The 16,084-nt window shown below is 62.3% G+C and carries 17 protein-coding genes; 7 read left to right on the forward strand and 10 right to left on the reverse strand.

Features of this window, described 5'->3' with window-relative positions; genetic code table 11:
* Positions 1-10 precede the first annotated feature (10 nt).
* The gene (locus JQ629_RS34200; protein ID WP_212416354.1) at positions 11-1,216 is read left to right on the forward strand and encodes a CaiB/BaiF CoA transferase family protein; all 1,206 of its coding nucleotides are present in this window, start codon (positions 11-13) and stop codon (positions 1,214-1,216) included.
* Positions 1,217-1,273: 57 nt separating this feature from the next.
* Complete coding sequence (locus JQ629_RS34205) at positions 1,274-2,242, forward strand: Bug family tripartite tricarboxylate transporter substrate binding protein (RefSeq protein WP_212416355.1); 969 nt, start codon at positions 1,274-1,276, stop codon at positions 2,240-2,242.
* Positions 2,243-2,272: 30 nt separating this feature from the next.
* Here the strand turns inward: JQ629_RS34205 and JQ629_RS34210 are convergent, their stop codons facing one another.
* From JQ629_RS34210 to JQ629_RS34250, 9 genes are read right to left on the reverse strand one after another with little or no spacing between them, the layout of a single operon-like run.
* Positions 2,273-3,052, reverse strand: a complete 780-nt coding sequence (locus JQ629_RS34210) for an SDR family oxidoreductase (protein WP_212416356.1) — start codon at positions 3,050-3,052, stop codon at positions 2,273-2,275.
* Between the two features lie 14 nt (positions 3,053-3,066).
* Positions 3,067-3,927 carry a VOC family protein gene (locus tag JQ629_RS34215; RefSeq protein WP_212416357.1) on the reverse strand — a complete coding sequence of 287 codons (861 nt, stop codon included), beginning with the start codon at positions 3,925-3,927 and terminating at the stop codon, positions 3,067-3,069.
* Complete coding sequence (locus tag JQ629_RS34220) at positions 3,924-4,820, reverse strand: VOC family protein (protein ID WP_212416358.1); 897 nt, start codon at positions 4,818-4,820, stop codon at positions 3,924-3,926. Before JQ629_RS34220 ends, JQ629_RS34215 begins: the two co-directional genes overlap by 4 nt.
* On the reverse strand, positions 4,817-5,500 hold the full coding sequence (locus tag JQ629_RS34225; protein ID WP_211996511.1) for a TetR/AcrR family transcriptional regulator: 684 nt from the start codon (positions 5,498-5,500) through the stop codon (positions 4,817-4,819). Before JQ629_RS34225 ends, JQ629_RS34220 begins: the two co-directional genes overlap by 4 nt.
* A gap of 2 nt (positions 5,501-5,502) precedes the next feature.
* Positions 5,503-5,817: a non-heme iron oxygenase ferredoxin subunit gene (locus JQ629_RS34230; protein ID WP_212416359.1), complete on the reverse strand. Its 315-nt coding sequence runs from the start codon at positions 5,815-5,817 to the stop codon at positions 5,503-5,505.
* Positions 5,818-5,825: 8 nt separating this feature from the next.
* Entirely contained in the window at positions 5,826-6,587 is a 762-nt protein-coding gene (locus JQ629_RS34235) for an SDR family oxidoreductase (protein WP_212416360.1), read from the reverse strand.
* A gap of 14 nt (positions 6,588-6,601) precedes the next feature.
* The gene (locus JQ629_RS34240) at positions 6,602-7,108 is read right to left on the reverse strand and encodes an aromatic-ring-hydroxylating dioxygenase subunit beta (protein ID WP_212416361.1); all 507 of its coding nucleotides are present in this window, start codon (positions 7,106-7,108) and stop codon (positions 6,602-6,604) included.
* A complete protein-coding gene (locus JQ629_RS34245) occupies positions 7,105-8,376 on the reverse strand; it encodes an aromatic ring-hydroxylating oxygenase subunit alpha (protein WP_212416362.1) in 1,272 nt (423 codons plus the stop codon). The genes JQ629_RS34240 and JQ629_RS34245 overlap by 4 nt, the downstream gene beginning before the upstream one ends.
* 31 nt (positions 8,377-8,407) lie before the next feature.
* Positions 8,408-9,619, reverse strand: a complete 1,212-nt coding sequence (locus JQ629_RS34250; RefSeq protein WP_212416363.1) for an NAD(P)/FAD-dependent oxidoreductase — start codon at positions 9,617-9,619, stop codon at positions 8,408-8,410.
* A 214-nt stretch (positions 9,620-9,833) separates the two neighbouring features.
* On the opposite strand from JQ629_RS34250, the gene JQ629_RS34255 reads away from it, so the two are divergent.
* The 3 genes from JQ629_RS34255 to JQ629_RS34265 all read left to right on the forward strand — a co-directional run bounded on the left by JQ629_RS34255 (position 9,834) and on the right by JQ629_RS34265 (position 12,699).
* Positions 9,834-10,829 carry an amidohydrolase family protein gene (locus JQ629_RS34255; RefSeq protein ID WP_212416364.1) on the forward strand — a complete coding sequence of 332 codons (996 nt, stop codon included), beginning with the start codon at positions 9,834-9,836 and terminating at the stop codon, positions 10,827-10,829.
* Positions 10,830-10,933: 104 nt separating this feature from the next.
* Positions 10,934-11,332 carry a hypothetical protein gene (locus tag JQ629_RS34260; protein ID WP_212416365.1) on the forward strand — a complete coding sequence of 133 codons (399 nt, stop codon included), beginning with the start codon at positions 10,934-10,936 and terminating at the stop codon, positions 11,330-11,332.
* A 149-nt stretch (positions 11,333-11,481) separates the two neighbouring features.
* Positions 11,482-12,699 carry an ABC transporter substrate-binding protein gene (locus tag JQ629_RS34265; RefSeq protein ID WP_212416366.1) on the forward strand — a complete coding sequence of 406 codons (1,218 nt, stop codon included), beginning with the start codon at positions 11,482-11,484 and terminating at the stop codon, positions 12,697-12,699.
* A 24-nt stretch (positions 12,700-12,723) separates the two neighbouring features.
* On the opposite strand, the gene JQ629_RS34270 is transcribed toward JQ629_RS34265, so the two are convergent.
* On the reverse strand, positions 12,724-13,734 hold the full coding sequence (locus tag JQ629_RS34270; protein ID WP_212416367.1) for an NADP-dependent oxidoreductase: 1,011 nt from the start codon (positions 13,732-13,734) through the stop codon (positions 12,724-12,726).
* Positions 13,735-13,912: 178 nt separating this feature from the next.
* Here JQ629_RS34270 and JQ629_RS34275 point away from each other — a divergent pair, with 178 nt between their 5' ends.
* Both JQ629_RS34275 and JQ629_RS34280 read left to right on the forward strand, forming a co-directional pair.
* On the forward strand, positions 13,913-14,884 hold the full coding sequence (locus JQ629_RS34275) for a Bug family tripartite tricarboxylate transporter substrate binding protein (protein WP_212416368.1): 972 nt from the start codon (positions 13,913-13,915) through the stop codon (positions 14,882-14,884).
* Between the two features lie 104 nt (positions 14,885-14,988).
* Positions 14,989-15,888 (forward strand): SDR family oxidoreductase, encoded by a 900-nt coding sequence (locus JQ629_RS34280; RefSeq protein WP_212416369.1) that lies wholly within the window; start codon positions 14,989-14,991, stop codon positions 15,886-15,888.
* The last annotated feature ends 196 nt before the right edge of the window (positions 15,889-16,084 follow it).

Genomic DNA, 16,084 nt, shown 5'->3' on the forward strand with positions numbered 1-16,084 from the left:
GGCGGGCAGTATGCAGGACCGAACATCGACATCGGCCCTCGAGGGCGTGCGGGTGCTGGATTTCTCCATCATGCTGGCCGGGCCCTATTGCGCGCGGCTGCTGGCCGATGTCGGCGCGGAAGTGATCAAGATCGAGCCGCCGGAAGGCGACGAAATGCGGCTGCGCGCGCCGGTGCGTGACGGCCACAGCGCCTATTTCGGCCAGCTCAATGCCGGCAAGCGGAGCATCGCGCTCGACCTGAAATCGTCAGATGCGATCAAGCTCGTCCACCGTATGGTCGAAGACACCGATATCCTGGTCGAGAATTTCCGACCCGGTGTGATGGAGCGCCTGGGTCTCGGATATGAGACGCTGCGAAAGATCAATCCGGGACTGATTTACTGCTCGATCTCCGGCTACGGCCAGACCGGTCCGCAGGCCGAGCGCGCCGCCTATGCGATGATCGTTCATGCCGAGAGCGGTTTCGATCGCACGCTGATGCGCTATGCCGGCGACCGCGACCGGCCGGCGGCGGGTGCAGTGTTCGTCGCCGATGTTCTCGGCGGCATTTTCGGTTTCTCGGCCATTCAGACGGCAATGGTGCAGCGCTCGCGCACCGGCGAAGGACAGCGCATCGATGTCGCCCTGATGGACTGCATGCTGAATCTCCAGGTGTATGAGCTGCAGGAAGCGCAATTCTCCAAGCCGATGCCGCGGCCGACTTACGGGCCGGTGCGCACTGGGGATGGCGACATCCTGATCGCGCCGGTGTCGGCGCGCAACTTCGCGGCCCTTCGCGACCTGACCGGCCTGCCGGAGCTTTTATCCGACCCGCGCTTCACATCGGTGCCGAAGCGCGGTGCGAACTGGACCGCGATGATGCAGGTCATCGAAAAATGGACCATGCAATACACAATGGACGAATGCCTTGCCATGCTCGATCAGGCCGGCATTCCCTGCGCGCGCTTTCGTGATCCGGCCGAGGCGCTGGACGATCCCGATCTTGCCGGTCGCGGTACATTCGCGCCGATCGCTGACGCCGCCGGCGAATTCAAGGGCGTCAACGCGCCGTGGCGAATGTCGGGTGCGCGTAGTGCGATCGGGCGGGAAATTCCGTCCATAGGGTCGCACCGCGACGACGTGCTCGAACGCGTGCTTGGACTGTCCGCGGATGAAATCGCAAAACTGGCCGCCTCCGGCGCGTTCGGAAAGGTCGCCAGAACGGCAGCGGAATAAAGCGACCGGAGCAAAAGACTTCGTCAAAAAAAGAGACTACCTGATGGGAGGATCGACGTGAAACGACTTCATTTCTTCGCGTTTGCGCTCGGGCTTGTGGTTCTTGCCGGAACTGCCGCCGCAGACAATTACCCGTCGCGGCCGATCCGGCTCATCGTGCCATATCCCGCCGGCGGTTCGACCGACATCATGGCGCGCGCGCTGCAGGAGCCGATGGCAAAGATCCTCGGCCAGCCGCTCGTCATCGACAATCGCGGGGGCGCGGCGGGCACGACCGGCGCCAACGAAGCCGCCCGGGCGGATCCGGATGGCTACACCCTTTTGTTTGCAAACAACGGCCCGATCTCGATCGCCCCACTGCTTCAGAAGGGTGTCGATTTCGATCCGTTGAAGAGCTTTGCACCGGTCTCGCTGGTCTCCAAGGCGCCGCTGGTTCTGGTTGCGAGTGAAAAGGTGCCGGTGAACGATGCCGCCGGCCTGATCGCCTACGCCAAGGCGCAGGGCAAGCCGATGCTGTATGCGACCGCCGGACCTGGCTCGCTCGGACATCTCAGCACAGAGCGCTTTCTCAACCAGGCCGGGCTGCAGATGGTCCACGTCCCGTACCGCGGCCAGGCACCGACAACGCTCGCGATCTTTGCCGGCGAGGTCGACATCCTGCTCACGACAACATCCGACACGCTGAACGAACATATCCGCTCCGGCAAGGTGAAGCTGCTCGGCGTTTCGTCGCCTGAGCGCTCCGCCGTTGCTCCCGGGGCCACGCCCATCGGGAACGTCTTGAAGGGGTATTCAGTCGAAACCTGGTTCGGGCTGTTGGCGCCCGCGGGCACGCCACCTGAGATCATCAGCAAACTCAACGCTGCCATCAACACGACGCTGGCGATGCCGCAATTGCGCGACCGCTTTCTGGCCTACGGCGTGGAGGCCGCGACCAGTACTCCCGCCGAACTGTCCGCCATCATCGCGGCCGAAATTCCCGCGTGGCGCAAGGTGATCGAGGAGCGCCATGTCAAGACCGAGTAATGGCCGGCAGATGATCGAGCTTTGTTCGAATCAGAACGTGCCGGGATAGGCGCCGCCGTCGATCAGAATGTTTTGCCCGGTGATGTAACCGGCTTGCGACGAGCACAGGAACGCGCAGGCAGCGCCGAATTCATCGGGGTGGCCGAACCGCTTGGTCGGGTTGGCCGTTCTGATCTCTTCGGTCACGGCGCCGACCTCGCGCGACGAATTCCGGGCCAGCGCCGTCAGATTGGACTTGAGGCGGTCGGTATCGAACGTGCCCGGCAGCAGGTTGTTGACCGTCACGTTGTGCTCGGCGACCGACCGGGCCAGTCCCGCGACAAAACCCGTCAAGCCGGTGCGCGCGCCGTTGGAAAGCGCAAGCATCGCTACCGGCGCTTTCACGGCATGCGAGGTGACATTGACGATGCGACCGAACTTGCGCGCGATCATGCCGTCCAGCGTCGCCTTGATCAGCGCGATCGGCGCCAGCATGTTGCCATCGAGCGCCTTGATCCAGTCCTCACGCTCGAATTTGCGGAAATCTCCGGGTGGCGGCCCGCCGGCATTGTTGATGAGAATGTCGGGAGCCGGGCAGGCGGCGAGAATGGCATCGCGGCCCTCTTTGGTGGTGACGTCGGCAATGACGGTTGTGGGCCGTTTTCCGGTTGCAGAGGCGATCTCCTCCGCGGCACTCTCCAGCACATCCCCGCGGCGGGCCGCGATGATGAGGTTGACTCCTTCGCGGGCGAGCGCCATCGCGCTCGCCTTGCCAAGGCCCTGGCTTGCCGCGCACACGATCGCGGTGCGTCCCCTCAATCCCAGATCCATTTGTTCTATTCCAATCAGGAGTTCGGCAAAGCCATGCCCGCGGGTTTCGAACCCCACATGCAGAAACTGGTCGGCTCAAAGCCGAATTGCCGCGGCCGGTGCGTCGCCTCGTCCTCGATCTCGTCGACGCCGACCGAGTATTCGAAGATCATGCCGTCCGGGCCTTTGAAGTACAGGAAGCGCGCGCCCGAGGTTGGATGGCGGCCGGGGCCGAACACGATCGGCACGCGCCGCTCATTGAGGAAGTAGTAGGAGCGCAGCACGTCGTCGCTGGTCTCGACCTGGTGGTTGATGTGCTGGATGCCGGCCTTCGGCGCCCGCACCAGCGCAATGGTGTGATGGATCGCATTGACGCGCATCAGCGGAATATCGCCGATCCGGTCGCTGACGCGGGCGTTGCACACCTGCGTCCAGAACCGCTCATCGCGCGCCGGATCGGTGGAGTTGAGGCCGATATGGCTGAAGCCCGTGATCCCGGCATCTCGGCTGGCGAAATAGCGCCGGCCGCTGCGTTCCGGCCGCGCCACCAGTTCAATGCGATTGCCGGTCGGATCGCGAAAGCCGATGAAGGCTCTTACCTTGCGCCGCTCGGATTCCTGCGCAGTGCCTGCGTGGACGGCATGCCCGAGCTGTTCCAGCGTGGTGGCCGCCTCCTGCAGGCTCGCCTCGTCCTCGACTTCGAAGCCGACGGTCTGGTCGTCAGGGTCGCCTTCCATGTAGCACAGCGTGTGCGCACGCTCGTCGGAGCGAAGGTACAGGTCCTTCTTGCCGCGCTCGGCAATCTGCAGGCCGAGACAGGCGGTCGCGAAATTCTCGGCCGATTCGAGATCGGGCGAACCGAGGCGGACGTAGCTCACATCCTTTAGCTGGATCATGTTGTTCTCCTGTTCATCGGCCCGGCGCTCAGTTCCGGTACATCCTTGCTTTCGCTGCCCCAGTCGCAGAGCGAGGAGGCAGCAAGCGGGAATTGCCGCGCCAGCCGCGGCTTGCCGTCGATTTCAGTCATTCCGTTCACATAAGAGAAGATCAGGCCGTCCGGGCCTTCGACGTGCAGGAACATCTGGCGGGAGGCGGCCTCGCGGCCCGGGCCCTGCACGATCCTGATCTGGCTTTCCTGCATGAAGTAGCTGTTCTGCATGATCTGATCGAGCGCCTCGACTTCGAACGCCGCATAGAGCAGCCCATTGCGGTTCGATGGATAGAGCGCGATGCGGTGGTGCAAGCCGTCGATCCGCAAATAGGCGATGTCGCCAACCCAGTCGCTGATCTCGGCGCCGAGCGCGCGCCAGAATGCGAGGTCGCGTGCATGATCGGTGCTGCGAAGGCCGACGCCATGAAACGCGACGATGCCGGCATCGCGCGGCGGAAAATACCGCCGTCCGCTTCGCGTCGGCCGCACCGCCAGATCGATTCGGTTGCCGGATGCGTCTTCCGTCAGCAGCGCCGACTGCACGTACCTGCGCTTGCACTCACTGGCTGATGCCTCGTTCACCACAAAGCCGAGTGCGCGCAATCGCCCGCCGATTTCCGCCAGCGCCGTATCATCCCAGACCTCGATCCCGACGCTGGCGCCATCTGCGGCGTTCTGGCCGAGGCTCACTGTGCGAAACCGGTCGTCGGAACGAAAGGCGATCTCGCCATCCTGATCGGCGACGCGCTGCAGGCCGAAAATATCGGACATAAAGCGTGCGCTCGCGCCAGGCTCGCTAACGGCGAGGCGTACGTAGCAGACCGAGGTGATCAGGGGGGTAGCGCGGCCGTTGTTCATCGCGCCCGCGCCTTCGGATGCTGGGATTCCAGGAAAATCTTGATCATCCGCCGCCACACCGCGAACAGCTCGTCGAACCATTTGGGATCGTTGTCCCACAGCGTGCGCAGCGCCATGCCGCGCACCAGACTGAGTGTCAGGGCCACGATATCGGCCGACAGCGAAGGCGGTACGCCGCTCGCGGCCAGCGCTTCGGTCCAGGCCGTCTCGACCGGCCGGCGCGCCTTGCGGGAGATATCCAGGATCTGCTTGCGCACGGCCTGATCGGTCGACGTCGACAGCACGATGTCGATCGCCACCATGAAATGTTCGCTGAAGAAGAACTCGCGCGCGTCCTCGATCACGGCTTCGATCAGATCACGCGGCCGATTGACGGCCGCCGCGCGGCGACGGCTTTGGATCTGCGCCTGCTCGAAGACGTATTCCAGGGTGGCGACAACAAGCGAATCCTTGGTCGGAAAATGATGAAGCTGCGCGCCACGGGACAGGCCCGCTTCGGCGGCGACGTCGGCGGTCCGAAAGCGGGCGTAACCGCGCCGGCGAATGAGTTCCGATGCAGCCTTGAGGATGCGCGTGCGCGTTTCCTCGGTCCGTTCAGCCTGGGTGCGCCGCCGGGCGGTGCCGAGCGGGCGGCGCGCGGATTTCAGCGGGGCGGGGACACGGTCAGGACGGTTCGCCATTTCTAGACCTCGATCTGAACGTTTCCGTCAACGATAGTGACGGGGTAGGTTTTCAATGCGATCTCGCAGGGCATGCCGGTCGGCTCGCCGGTGGTCACGTCGAAGGTGCCGAAGTGGAACGTGCACTCCACGGTTTTGCCGGTAATGATGCCTTCTTCCGCAAGCGATGCCTCTCCGTGAGTACACATGTCGGCGGTCGCGTAGATCGTGCCGTCGACCCGATACAGCGCCACGTTGGAGCCATCGGGCAGGGGCGCCTGCTTGATTTCACCTTCGACCACTTCATTGGCCGCGCAGAGAACGACTGTTTCACCCATATCAAGACCTAGAGCATGGTGCTGCCGCCGTTGACGCTGATGACCTGTCCGGTCACGAACGATGCTTCGGCGGAAGCGAGATAGGAAACCATCGAGGCGACTTCCTCCATTTCGGCCGGACGGCCCATGGGGATGACGCTGACGAATTTGGCGGCAAGCGCGGGGTTGCTCTTGGTGATCGCCACCATCTGCGGCGTGTTCACCGCGCAGGGGGCGACCGTATTGACCGTGATGCCATCCTTGGCGAACTCCCGCGCCATGCCTGTCGTGAGGCCGTGAACGCCGCCCTTGGCGGCGTTATAGGCGGCATGATCCCACAGGCCGTTGCGGACTGAATCGGCGCCAAGGTTGATAATGCGGCCATAAGCCTGTGCGCGCATCCTGGGGACCGCGTACCAGGAGCACCACAGCACGGTCCACAGATTGCGATCGATGGTGGTTTTCAGCGTTTCCGGCGTTTGCTCGGTGAAGGCCCTGATGATGCCGCCGCCGGCGTTGTTGATGAGGATGTCGAGCCGGCCGAAGCGCTCGCTCGCGAGATGGATGGTCTTCTCCGCCGTGCCCTGATCGGAGAGATCGCCGGCATGGCTGGTGACCTCGGCGCCGAACTCCTTGCTGAGATGGGCGGCAGCCTGCTTCAGCCCGGCCTCGTCGAGGTCGGCAAGCACGAGCTTGGCGCCGTCCCGCGCCAACCGCTCGGCGATCGCAAGGCCAATTCCCTTGGCCGCGCCCGTGACGATGGCCACATTATCCCTGAGCTTTTGATCCATTTCTTGCTTTGCTTTCACAGAATGATGCTGACGCGGCCCTGGGCGCGAAGACCTTCGCTGTCCAGCAGGCAGCGCTTTTCCTTGATCCGGAACGTGCCGTTGCCGGGGACGAGACGATAACGGTTGCTGCCGAAATAGGTGTCGGTGACGCCGTCCTTGGTGCGATAGGTGATGAAAGCCGAACTCACCTCGATATCGTCGCCTATCTGCTTTCTGATGCGGACATTACTAACGAGGTGCCGCGTCCTCGAATGCGGGAACTCGGCATGCGCGGTTCGCTTCATCAAGCGCTTGACCCGCTCGCTGAGGCGGAATCGGTCGTCGGCGACATAGAACAGGTTGTTGTCGGGCGAGGCGTCGACGGCGAGGTCCGTCGCCGGGACGTAATAGATCGCGTCGTCGGTGAATAGCTCCAGCCATTCCGGCAGACGCCATTCATCCAGCAGTTCCGCTTCGGCGAACAGGAAATCCTCGACGTCGGTACGGGCTATGGCGGGCATCGCGGTTACTCCATCGCTCATGCCGGCACCCTGAAAATATGCTCGTTCCAGTTCGACCAGAACGCGCGCATCTGCAGTTCGTCGTCGTAGGACGGGTTTTCCTTACCCATGCCTTTCGAGATGTCGTTCCACTGTGCCTCGGCGGAGTTGCGAAAACCGCGCTGGCACTGCTCGAGCGCTTCGACGTCGTCAGGCGTTGCAAAGCCGCCGGGCCCGAGAAATTCGAGGAAGTTGAACAGCCGGTATTTCCGTGCCCATTCGGTCTCTTCCTTGGGGGCCAAGGCCCAGGCGCTGATGTTCATGAAGTCGGGCGCGGCGGGATAATAGGTTCGTACCGTCACGGCCATGATGTCGTTGATCACCAGGTTCGGAAAGATAAACAGATTGCGGTTGAAGGTGGCGATGCGATCGGCGCGCTCCTTGCCGAACCGCTTCACCAGGCCATCATAAAGACGGGTAAGCTCGCGTTTTCCTTCCTCGCCCCATGAGGGAATCCATTGCGCGACGGGGCGGCCCCAGGGCGCCTTGTATTCGAGCACGGCATGGCCTTTGCCGAGATCGCGTGCAGAGCCCTCAAAGGCGACCTGAGCCAGCGCGCCGCTCGCCGATTTCAAATAGTCCAGATAGGTCGCATGCGTCGTCAACGCGTGGTAGCCGTCGATGCTGTTCTCGGTCAGCAGCTTCCAGTTCGCCCGCATCGAATATTCCTGCGTGCCGCCGACGATGGTCATTCCCATCTCGGCCTGATCGCAGATCACATCGAGATACTCCTTCACCGGACCCAAATAGTCCGAGAGACTTTCAACGCCCTTGTCGAAGCAGATGAAATTGAGATCGCGGTAGCTCTCGAACCGCGCCACCTGCTGCATGTTGGAGGTCGAGCGCTCCTTGAAATCCTCGGCGTAGGAGGACTCGCCAGGCTGGCTGCGCAGCGTTCCATCGAGCCCAAATACCCAGCCGTGATAGAAGCATTGGAAGGATTTGGCGCTGCCGTGCTTTTCGCGGCAGACCTGCGCGCCGCGATGCGGGCAGGTGTTGAGCATCGCCTTGAGATTGCCCTTGCCATCGCGCGCGAACAGAATGTTCCGCCCCCCGACCGAACGCGTGACAAAATCCCCCGGCTTGGCGAGTTCGGAACTATGGCCGAGGTAGAGCCAGCATTTGTCGAAGATCTGCGCCCGCTCGGCCTCCAGAATATCGGGATCGACAAAGGCCCGGCGCGAAACCTTGAATATCTTCTTGCCTTCATCGATCATGAGCGCGGTATTCATCCGTTGGAACGCGTTCATTGCTGTTTCTCCCTGGAAAGTTCTTTGCTTTTCATTTCAAGGCGGCCCGCAAATCGTAGGCGGGCGATTCAAGATCAGCACGTGACGGCTTGGTGTTCGCCGCGATCACGCGCTTGAGCATCGCCATCTCCTTGGCGGCATTGACCGACAACGCGCCGACCACTTCCGAGCCGCGCATCGCTACAACCGAGAATTTCCCGGAACGTTCATCGCCGCGGACGATGTGATCGCTGTCGAGCATGTCGCCGGCGACCTGGATGTTCAGGTCGTATTGGTCGGTCCAGAACCAGGGCGGATCGGTGTATTCCTTTGTCTCGCCGATCATGTTCGCCGCGACCGAAATCGCCTGGTTCTGCGCGTTGGCCCAGGTCTCGACCCGGATCGCGCGGCCGTGACAGCGGCTCCATTGCAGAGCGGCATCGCCGGCGCAGAACACGCCTGACGCCGCGGTGCGGCCGCAGGCATCGACGGCGATCCCACCCGCCGTTGGCAGGCCAAGCCGTTCGGCGACCGTCGGCACCGGTTCAACGCCAATGCCGATCAGCACCAGATCCGCCTCGACCTCTTCGCCATTGCTGAGCTGAACGCCATCAGGCGTACTTCCGGTGACGGTCGCGCCAAAGATGAAGTTGACGCCGTGGCTGCGATGCTTGGCGGCGACGATGTCGCTGACGAGCGGCGGGAATGCCCGGGCTAGCAAGCGCGGCTCGCTCTCGATCACCGTAACGCGACATCCGTTCTTTGCGGCTGCGCAGGCCGCCTCGAGCCCGATCACGCCGCCGCCGACGATCGCGATCCGGGATTGATGTTGAACGGATTTGCGAAAGCGCAGCGCATCCTCGACGTTGCGCAGGTACTGAATTTCAAGGCCCGGGTGTTCCAGAGCAGCAAGCCGGCGAGGCCGCGTTCCGGTCGCGATCAGCAGGCGATCGTAGGCGAACGAACGGCCATCGGCTGTGGTAACCGTGCGGCGGTCGGCGTCGCAATCAGTGACTGCCGCGCCGGTTTCGAGCCGAACGTTCAGGACGTCGCTCCAATCCCGGGCCTGCTTGATGTAGGCTACCGGCGCGTCCGGGCTGCAGAGCATCGCCTTGGACAATTGCGGCCGCTCATAGGGCGGATGAGGCTCTTCGCCGAGGATGGTGATGGCGCCCTGAAAGCCGCGGGCGCGCAACGCTTCCGCCGCACGGCCGCCGGCCTGGCCTGCTCCTGCAATCACGATGTTTTCGACTGGCGCCGTCAATTTTCCGCTTTCACTCCCTGACGCGATCTTGATCGTCGCGTCCTTTCCGCAAGTCGGTTGAGCGGAGGTCCGCAAAACCCTGCAATTCGTTTCTTTGATTGCATCCATATTAAAAACAGTCCAACCTGCTTGTAAAGTAGCATCGCAGGTTCCGCCCGGAGAATGTGGGCGGTGAACACTGGTGCGGTGCATAACAATATCGAGGAAGCGCGTTGTGGCCGAGGCCATCGATATCCATACCCATTTCGTTCCCGGCAGCATTCCGCAGCAAGCCGGGCGCAATCCGCTTTGGCCGTCGATCGAACGCAAGGGGGCGGATAGCGCCGCGGTGATGGTCGGCGGCAAGGTGTTCCGCGTCATCGATTCCCGAAGCTGGGACGCCAGGCGCCGCATCGACGACATGGCGGCCGACGATGTCGACGTGCAGGTCGTCTCGCCGATGCCGGAACTGCTGTCGCACTGGTTTCCGGCCGCGGATGCCGACGCGCTGTGCCGGCATATCAATGAGGGTATCGCCGAACTCTGCAATGCGAACCCCGGGCAATTCATCGGCATCGGCATGGCGCCGATGCAGGATGCGTCTCTCGCCGTCAAGCGGTTGGACGAGATCAAATCGCTTGGCCTGCGTGGCATCGAGATTGGCAGCCACATCAACGGTATTCCGCTCGGCGATATCAGGCTGCACGATATCTATGCCGCGGCCGAACAGGCGGGCTTGATGGTGATGGTCCATCCGCTGCATCCGCTCGGTCTCGACCGCATGGGCGGTCGGCCGGAGCTGGCGGCGGTAGCGGCATTTCCGCTCGAAACCGCTTTTGCAGCGGTGTCGCTGATGACCAACGGTGTGACCGAGCGTTTCCCAAATCTGCGGATACTGCTGAGCCATGGCGGCGGCGCGCTGCCTTGGATCCTGCCACGGCTGCGGCACGCCCGGAGCATCGGGCCGCCCTTGGATAGCCTGTTTCCGCGCGATCCCGGCGAGATGGTAAAGTCGTTCTTCTACGACACCATCCTCTATGACGATGTCGCGCTGGACTATCTGGTGACCAAGGTCGGCAAGGACCGCATTGTGGCTGGGTCGGACTATCCGTTCACGATCAAGCAGGATCGGCCGGTGGAGTTTGCCGAGCGGGCGCTGGGCCTCGCGCGTGAAACGTTTATGAGCAATGCGAAGGGCTTGTTGGGTCTCGACATCAGGGCCCCGGCTTGAAGCAAACCTGAAGGGAGGCTGTTCTGGCTACCTGCTATTCCTATCGTCAATTCTGTTCGCTTGGGCTTCTCCCACCGCGTACGCCGGCAAGGCCGGACCCGCAGGTGCCGCGCGACCGCGCATTGGGACCGTGCGCGCATGGCAAAATCGGTGCATTTTATTTCTATGCGGAAGGCTCGCGCGACGATCCCGCCTTCGGCTTTTGCGACATCGAGGTTTCGATCCAGGCGGTAGCGACCGGCAAGGTGCGGGTCGAACTCTATTGCATCGCCGATGGCTACCAGAGCGCGCGCGGTGTCGGCGCCAGGCATCCGCTCAAGATCGCGGTGATGGCAAAGGACCGGGTGGTGGCCGTGGCGGCCTGGCATTTCGCCGACGTGATCTGCGGCCACGCCGATCCCATGAACTTCGCAACCGATCTTGATATCGCGGATGAATTGTTTGTGCAGATCGACCGGATTGAACTGCAGGAAACCAAAGGCGAATCCAGAGCGTGTGAGTAGAAGGGTAGGCCGTGCTGATGCGTGCCGACGACGCTACCTACGGGCCCACGACAAAAGAAACCGGCCAACTTGCTTGTAAGCTAAAAATTAGTATGCTAGTGTACCGTTAAATTGAGATCCGTTCAAGCGGGCTTAACGGGGAGGGAAGCATGATCCGGAAATTTAGATGGACGGCCGCGGTTGCCGTGATGGCCGTTGCAACGATCGGTGACCTGTCGGCCGCCGAGAAGAAATACGGGCCTGGCGTCACCGATACCGAGATCAAGCTCGGCCAGACCGTGCCCTATAGCGGGCCGGCATCGGCGTTCTCCAGCTACGGCCGCGTGATGACCGGCTATTTCAAGATGGTCAACGAGGCCGGCGGCATCAACGGCCGCAAGATCAACATGATCTCGCTCGATAACGCCTTCAGTCCGCCGAAGGCAATCGAACAGACCCGAAAGCTGGTCGAGAATGACGAGGTGCTGGCCGATGTCGGTACCGTGGGCACCACGCCGAATGTCGCGATCCAGAAGTATCTGAACGGCGCCAAGGTGCCGCATATCTTCGTGTCTGCCGGTGGCCGGCGTTTCGCCGACCCGCAGAACTTCCCCTGGACCGTGCCGATGTATCCGGGCTTCGAGATGGAGGGGAAAACGTTCGGGCAGTACATCCTCAAGCACAAGCCGGCCGCCAAAATCGGCGTGCTGTATCAGAACGATGATTACGGCAAGGACTTCCTGGTCGGTCTGAAGGCTGCGCTCGGCGACAAGATCAAGATCGTTGCCGAAGTGACCTATGAAATAACCGAGCCGACCATCGACTCCCAGATCGTCCGCCTGAAGGATTCCGGCGCCGACACGTTGCTGTACTTCTCGACGCCGAAATTCACCGCGCAGGGCCTGCGCAAGGTGAAGGAGACGGGCTGGACGCCGCTGCAGTTCCTTGCCAGCCCGACCAATTCGGTCAAGACCGTGCTGGAGCCGGCCGGATTCGACAACGCACAAGGCATCATCACGACGCAATTCACCAAGCAGGCTGGTGATCCGGCCTGGGCCGATGACGCCGAGGTGAAGGAATATGTGGAGTTCATGAAGAAGTGGGTGCCGAACGACAATCCCGGCGATTTCGTCGCCCTGTCGGGCTATGTCAACGTGCAGGGCATCGTCCAGGCGATTACGAAGTGCGGAGACGACCTGACACGGGAAAATCTCCTGAAACAGGCGACCACCATGAAGGGCACGCGCCTCAAGATGATGCTGCCCGGAATTCAGCTCAACACCACGCCGCAGGACTACGCACCCTATGAATCGCTGCGCATGGCAAAGTTCGAAGGCGCTTCGTGGAAGCTGATCGACGAAGCCGCAACATCGGCCTCGGCCAAATAGCGGCATTGATCCGGAGTCCGGCCGTCAGCGAATCTTGATCAGCCGCTTGCCGGTGTTCTCACCGCGATAGAGTCCGGCAATGGCTCCCGGCGCGTGTTCGATACCTTCGAGCACGTCTTCGGAATAGCGCAGTCGTCCATCGCGGATCCACTGGGCCAGACGGGTGACGGCCTCTTCGAACCGGGGCGCGTAGTCGAAGATGACGAAACCCTGCATGCGCGCACGTTTGACCAACAGGTGACGCTCGGCGCGCGGACCATTGGGCCACGGATTCCAGCTTGAGACCGAGGCGGTTCCGCAAATGACCACGCGGGCGCCGACGGCGAGATGGCGAAGCACGATGTCGCTGATCGCGCCACCGGTGTTGTCGAAATAGAGGTCGACTCCCCTTGGGCAGGCCGTGGCAAGCGCGGTCTCCAGGCTGTCGCTCTTGTAATCGATCGCCGCGTCGTAGCCGAACAGTTCACGACACTGGGCGACCTTGGCCGGCCCGCCGGCAATCCCGACCGTCCGGCAACCAGACAGTTTTGCGATCTGGCCGACCGCTGACCCCACCGCGCCGGCCGCGGTCGACACCACAACGGTGTCGCCGGGGCGCGGCTGGCCAACGTCCAGCAGCCCGAAATAAGCAGTGATCCCGTTGAGACCGGTGACGCCGAGCGAGAGCGAAAGCGGCAGTCCGTCTTCCCCGATCTTCCGTGTGACGGCGGCAGGTCCGACGACGGCGAACTCCTGCCATCCGAACATGCCCATCACCTTGTCGCCCGGCTTGAAGTCGGGATGTGTCGATTGCAGCACCTCGCCGGCGGCGAATGAGCGCATCACTTCGCCGATGCGCACCGGCTCCGAATAATTGGCGACATTGCTGACCCAGCCGCGCATGGCAGGTTCGACCGACAGATAAAGGTTCTGCACCAGGATTTGCCCGTCCCGCAGATCGGGAACGTCGGACTCGACGATTTCGAAATTGTCGGCCTGAGGAATATCGGCGGGCCGGGATTTCAGGATGACCTGACGATTGCGATTGTTTTTCATGGCCAACGGTTCCTGTTGGGCGGGTATGCGGTGCGCGAAGGCGACTAGCCCATTGCCGCCGATCCGCTTGCATTAGTCCGCAAAGATAGTACGTATGTGTACTATATCGGACAAGGACCATATGTCGAGGTCGATCCGGAAGGTGATGCCGCCCAAACGCCAACAGGGGAGAGACAGCTTGAGGGCCAATTTAGCGCGGGCTATCGCTGCCGTCGTACTTCTCCTGGCCGCTTGCTTCCCGGCGGCAGCTGCGGAACCCTATCCCTCGCAGCGTATCACCCTGATCGTTCCATTCCCGCCCGGCAGCGCGACCGACAGCGTAACGCGGCATCTGGCCGAAAGTATTCGTGCAACCACAAACGCGACCGTTGTCGTTGAGAACAAGCCCGGCGCGGACGGCAATCTTGCGGCGCTGGCTGTCCTGAAGGCGGAGCCCGACGGCTATACGGCATTTGTGACGACGAATTCGACGCAGGCGGCGAACATCAGCCTATTCCATTCATTGCCTTACGATCCCAAAGCGGACTTCGCGCCGGTCGCCGGCATCATGACGATACCGATGATGCTGACGGTAAGGGCTGATTTTCCGGCCAAAACCGTTGCCGAATTCGTCGCGCTGGCGAAGCAGCGCGAAAAACCCTTGTCCTTTGGCAGCGGCAACACATCGAGCAGAGGCGCGGCCGAGCTATTCAGGTTTCGCCAGGCCATCGAAATGCAGCACGTGCCGTATCGCGGCATGCCGCAGGCCTTGACGGATGTGATGGGCGGTCAGATCGATTGTGTCTTCGCTGATCCCGCGAGCGCGCAGGGACTGGTCCAGGACGGCAAGCTGCGGGCCTTGGCCGTGACCAGTGCGAAGCGGCTGGAGACGATGCCGGAGCTGCCCACCATCGCGGAAAGCGGATTGCCGGGTTACGAATTGACGGCCTGGGTTGGCGTGTTCGTTCGAAGCAAGACGCCAACCGAAATCATCGCAAGGCTCAACACACTGGTTACCGGCTTCGTCAACAGCGCTGAGGCGAAAAAGTACCTGACCACGATCGGCGCTGCGCCATTTCCCTCGACGCCGCAGGAACTCGGGGCCTTTCAGGAAGCGGATACCAGGCGCTGGGCTGAGATCGTCGCGACCGCCAAGATCGAAAAGAAGTGAACGGCACTCGGCCGTTCGTCGAAATGCGCAAATGGCGCTGCGGCGATGGCGAGATGTCGTGAGTGTATGTGTCAGTGAAACGAAACGATCCAGGAATGATGAAAATGGGAAATCTGTGTGCGGGACGTGTTGCGATCGTGACGGGCGCGGGCCGCGGCCTCGGGCGCGAATACGCGCTGATGCTGGCCGAGCAGGGGGCGAAGGTGGTCGTCAACGATCTCGGCGCCACCGCGGCCGGTGAGGGCGCCGACCTGACGCCGGCGCAGTCGGTGGTCGAGGCGATCAGGAACGCCGGTGGCGAGGCGATCGTGAACGGCAACGACGTCAGCGACTGGAGCGGCGCGAAGGCGCTGATCGACGAAGCGGTTGGGACATTCGGACGCCTCGACGTCCTGATCAACAATGCCGGCATTCTGCGGGACCGCATGATGGTCAACATGACCGAGCAGGAATGGGACAGCGTCATCAAGGTGCATTTGAAGGGGACGTTCGCGCCTTCGCACCATGCGGCGCAATACTGGCGGCAGGAGGCCAAGCGGCACGGTTCCCCGGTGAGCGCGCGCCTGATCAATACGTCTTCGGCCTCCGGCCTGTTCGGCAATGTCGGCCAGAGCAACTACGGGGCGGCCAAGGCAGGCATTGCCGCCTTCACCATCATCAGCGCGACCGAGCTCCGGCGGTATGGCATAACGGTCAACGCCATTGCGCCGCGCGCGCAGACCCGGATGACGGAAGGGCTGCGAGAGCGTACCGAGGAAGAGATCAAGCGGCGCAATCCGCGCTGGGTCGCGCCGATCGTCGTCTGGCTGGCCAGCGAGGAATCCCGCGACGTCACAGGCCGCGTGTTCGAAGCCGGTGACGGCATTCTCAAGGTTGCCGAGGGCTGGCACGCAGGTCCTGGAATAGAGCCGCTCGAGGATCCGAACGAGCTGGGTCCAAAGATTGCCGAGTTGATGAAGCAGGCCCGGCCCAATGCCGACATTTGGGGGCGAGACGTCGTGTAATAGAGCATCACCGCATCGCTAACGATCGATGCGGTCTGCTCAGCGAGGGATCAGCGGCTAGAGCGTTTTCCAGCGAAGTGGACACCGGTTCGCGTAAAGAAAACGCGTCAAAAAAAGAATCTAGTGTCCCGAATCTGAAGTTCAGCGGACTCCAAATCGACTCGAAGATGGCGGACTCTCCGCATTTTGGGGAGGA

The organism is Bradyrhizobium sp. AUGA SZCCT0222, assembly GCF_018130205.1.
Taxonomy (GTDB): domain Bacteria; phylum Pseudomonadota; class Alphaproteobacteria; order Rhizobiales; family Xanthobacteraceae; genus Bradyrhizobium.

Bases quoted from the DNA above. Each gene is read 5' to 3' on its own strand.
- JQ629_RS34200 (WP_212416354.1), top strand. From the start codon at position 11: ATGCAGGACCGAACATCGACATCGGCCCTCGAGGGCGTGCGGGTGCTG.
- JQ629_RS34210 (WP_212416356.1), bottom strand. From the start codon at position 3,052: ATGGATCTGGGATTGAGGGGACGCACCGCGATCGTGTGCGCGGCAAGC.
- JQ629_RS34215 (WP_212416357.1), bottom strand. From the start codon at position 3,927: ATGATCCAGCTAAAGGATGTGAGCTACGTCCGCCTCGGTTCGCCCGAT.
- JQ629_RS34220 (WP_212416358.1), bottom strand. From the start codon at position 4,820: ATGAACAACGGCCGCGCTACCCCCCTGATCACCTCGGTCTGCTACGTA.
- JQ629_RS34225 (WP_211996511.1), bottom strand. From the start codon at position 5,500: ATGGCGAACCGTCCTGACCGTGTCCCCGCCCCGCTGAAATCCGCGCGC.
- JQ629_RS34230 (WP_212416359.1), bottom strand. From the start codon at position 5,817: ATGGGTGAAACAGTCGTTCTCTGCGCGGCCAATGAAGTGGTCGAAGGT.
- JQ629_RS34235 (WP_212416360.1), bottom strand. From the start codon at position 6,587: ATGGATCAAAAGCTCAGGGATAATGTGGCCATCGTCACGGGCGCGGCC.
- JQ629_RS34240 (WP_212416361.1), bottom strand. From the start codon at position 7,108: ATGAGCGATGGAGTAACCGCGATGCCCGCCATAGCCCGTACCGACGTC.
- JQ629_RS34245 (WP_212416362.1), bottom strand. From the start codon at position 8,376: ATGAACGCGTTCCAACGGATGAATACCGCGCTCATGATCGATGAAGGC.
- JQ629_RS34265 (WP_212416366.1), top strand. From the start codon at position 11,482: ATGATCCGGAAATTTAGATGGACGGCCGCGGTTGCCGTGATGGCCGTT.
- JQ629_RS34270 (WP_212416367.1), bottom strand. From the start codon at position 13,734: ATGAAAAACAATCGCAATCGTCAGGTCATCCTGAAATCCCGGCCCGCC.
- JQ629_RS34280 (WP_212416369.1), top strand. From the start codon at position 14,989: ATGGGAAATCTGTGTGCGGGACGTGTTGCGATCGTGACGGGCGCGGGC.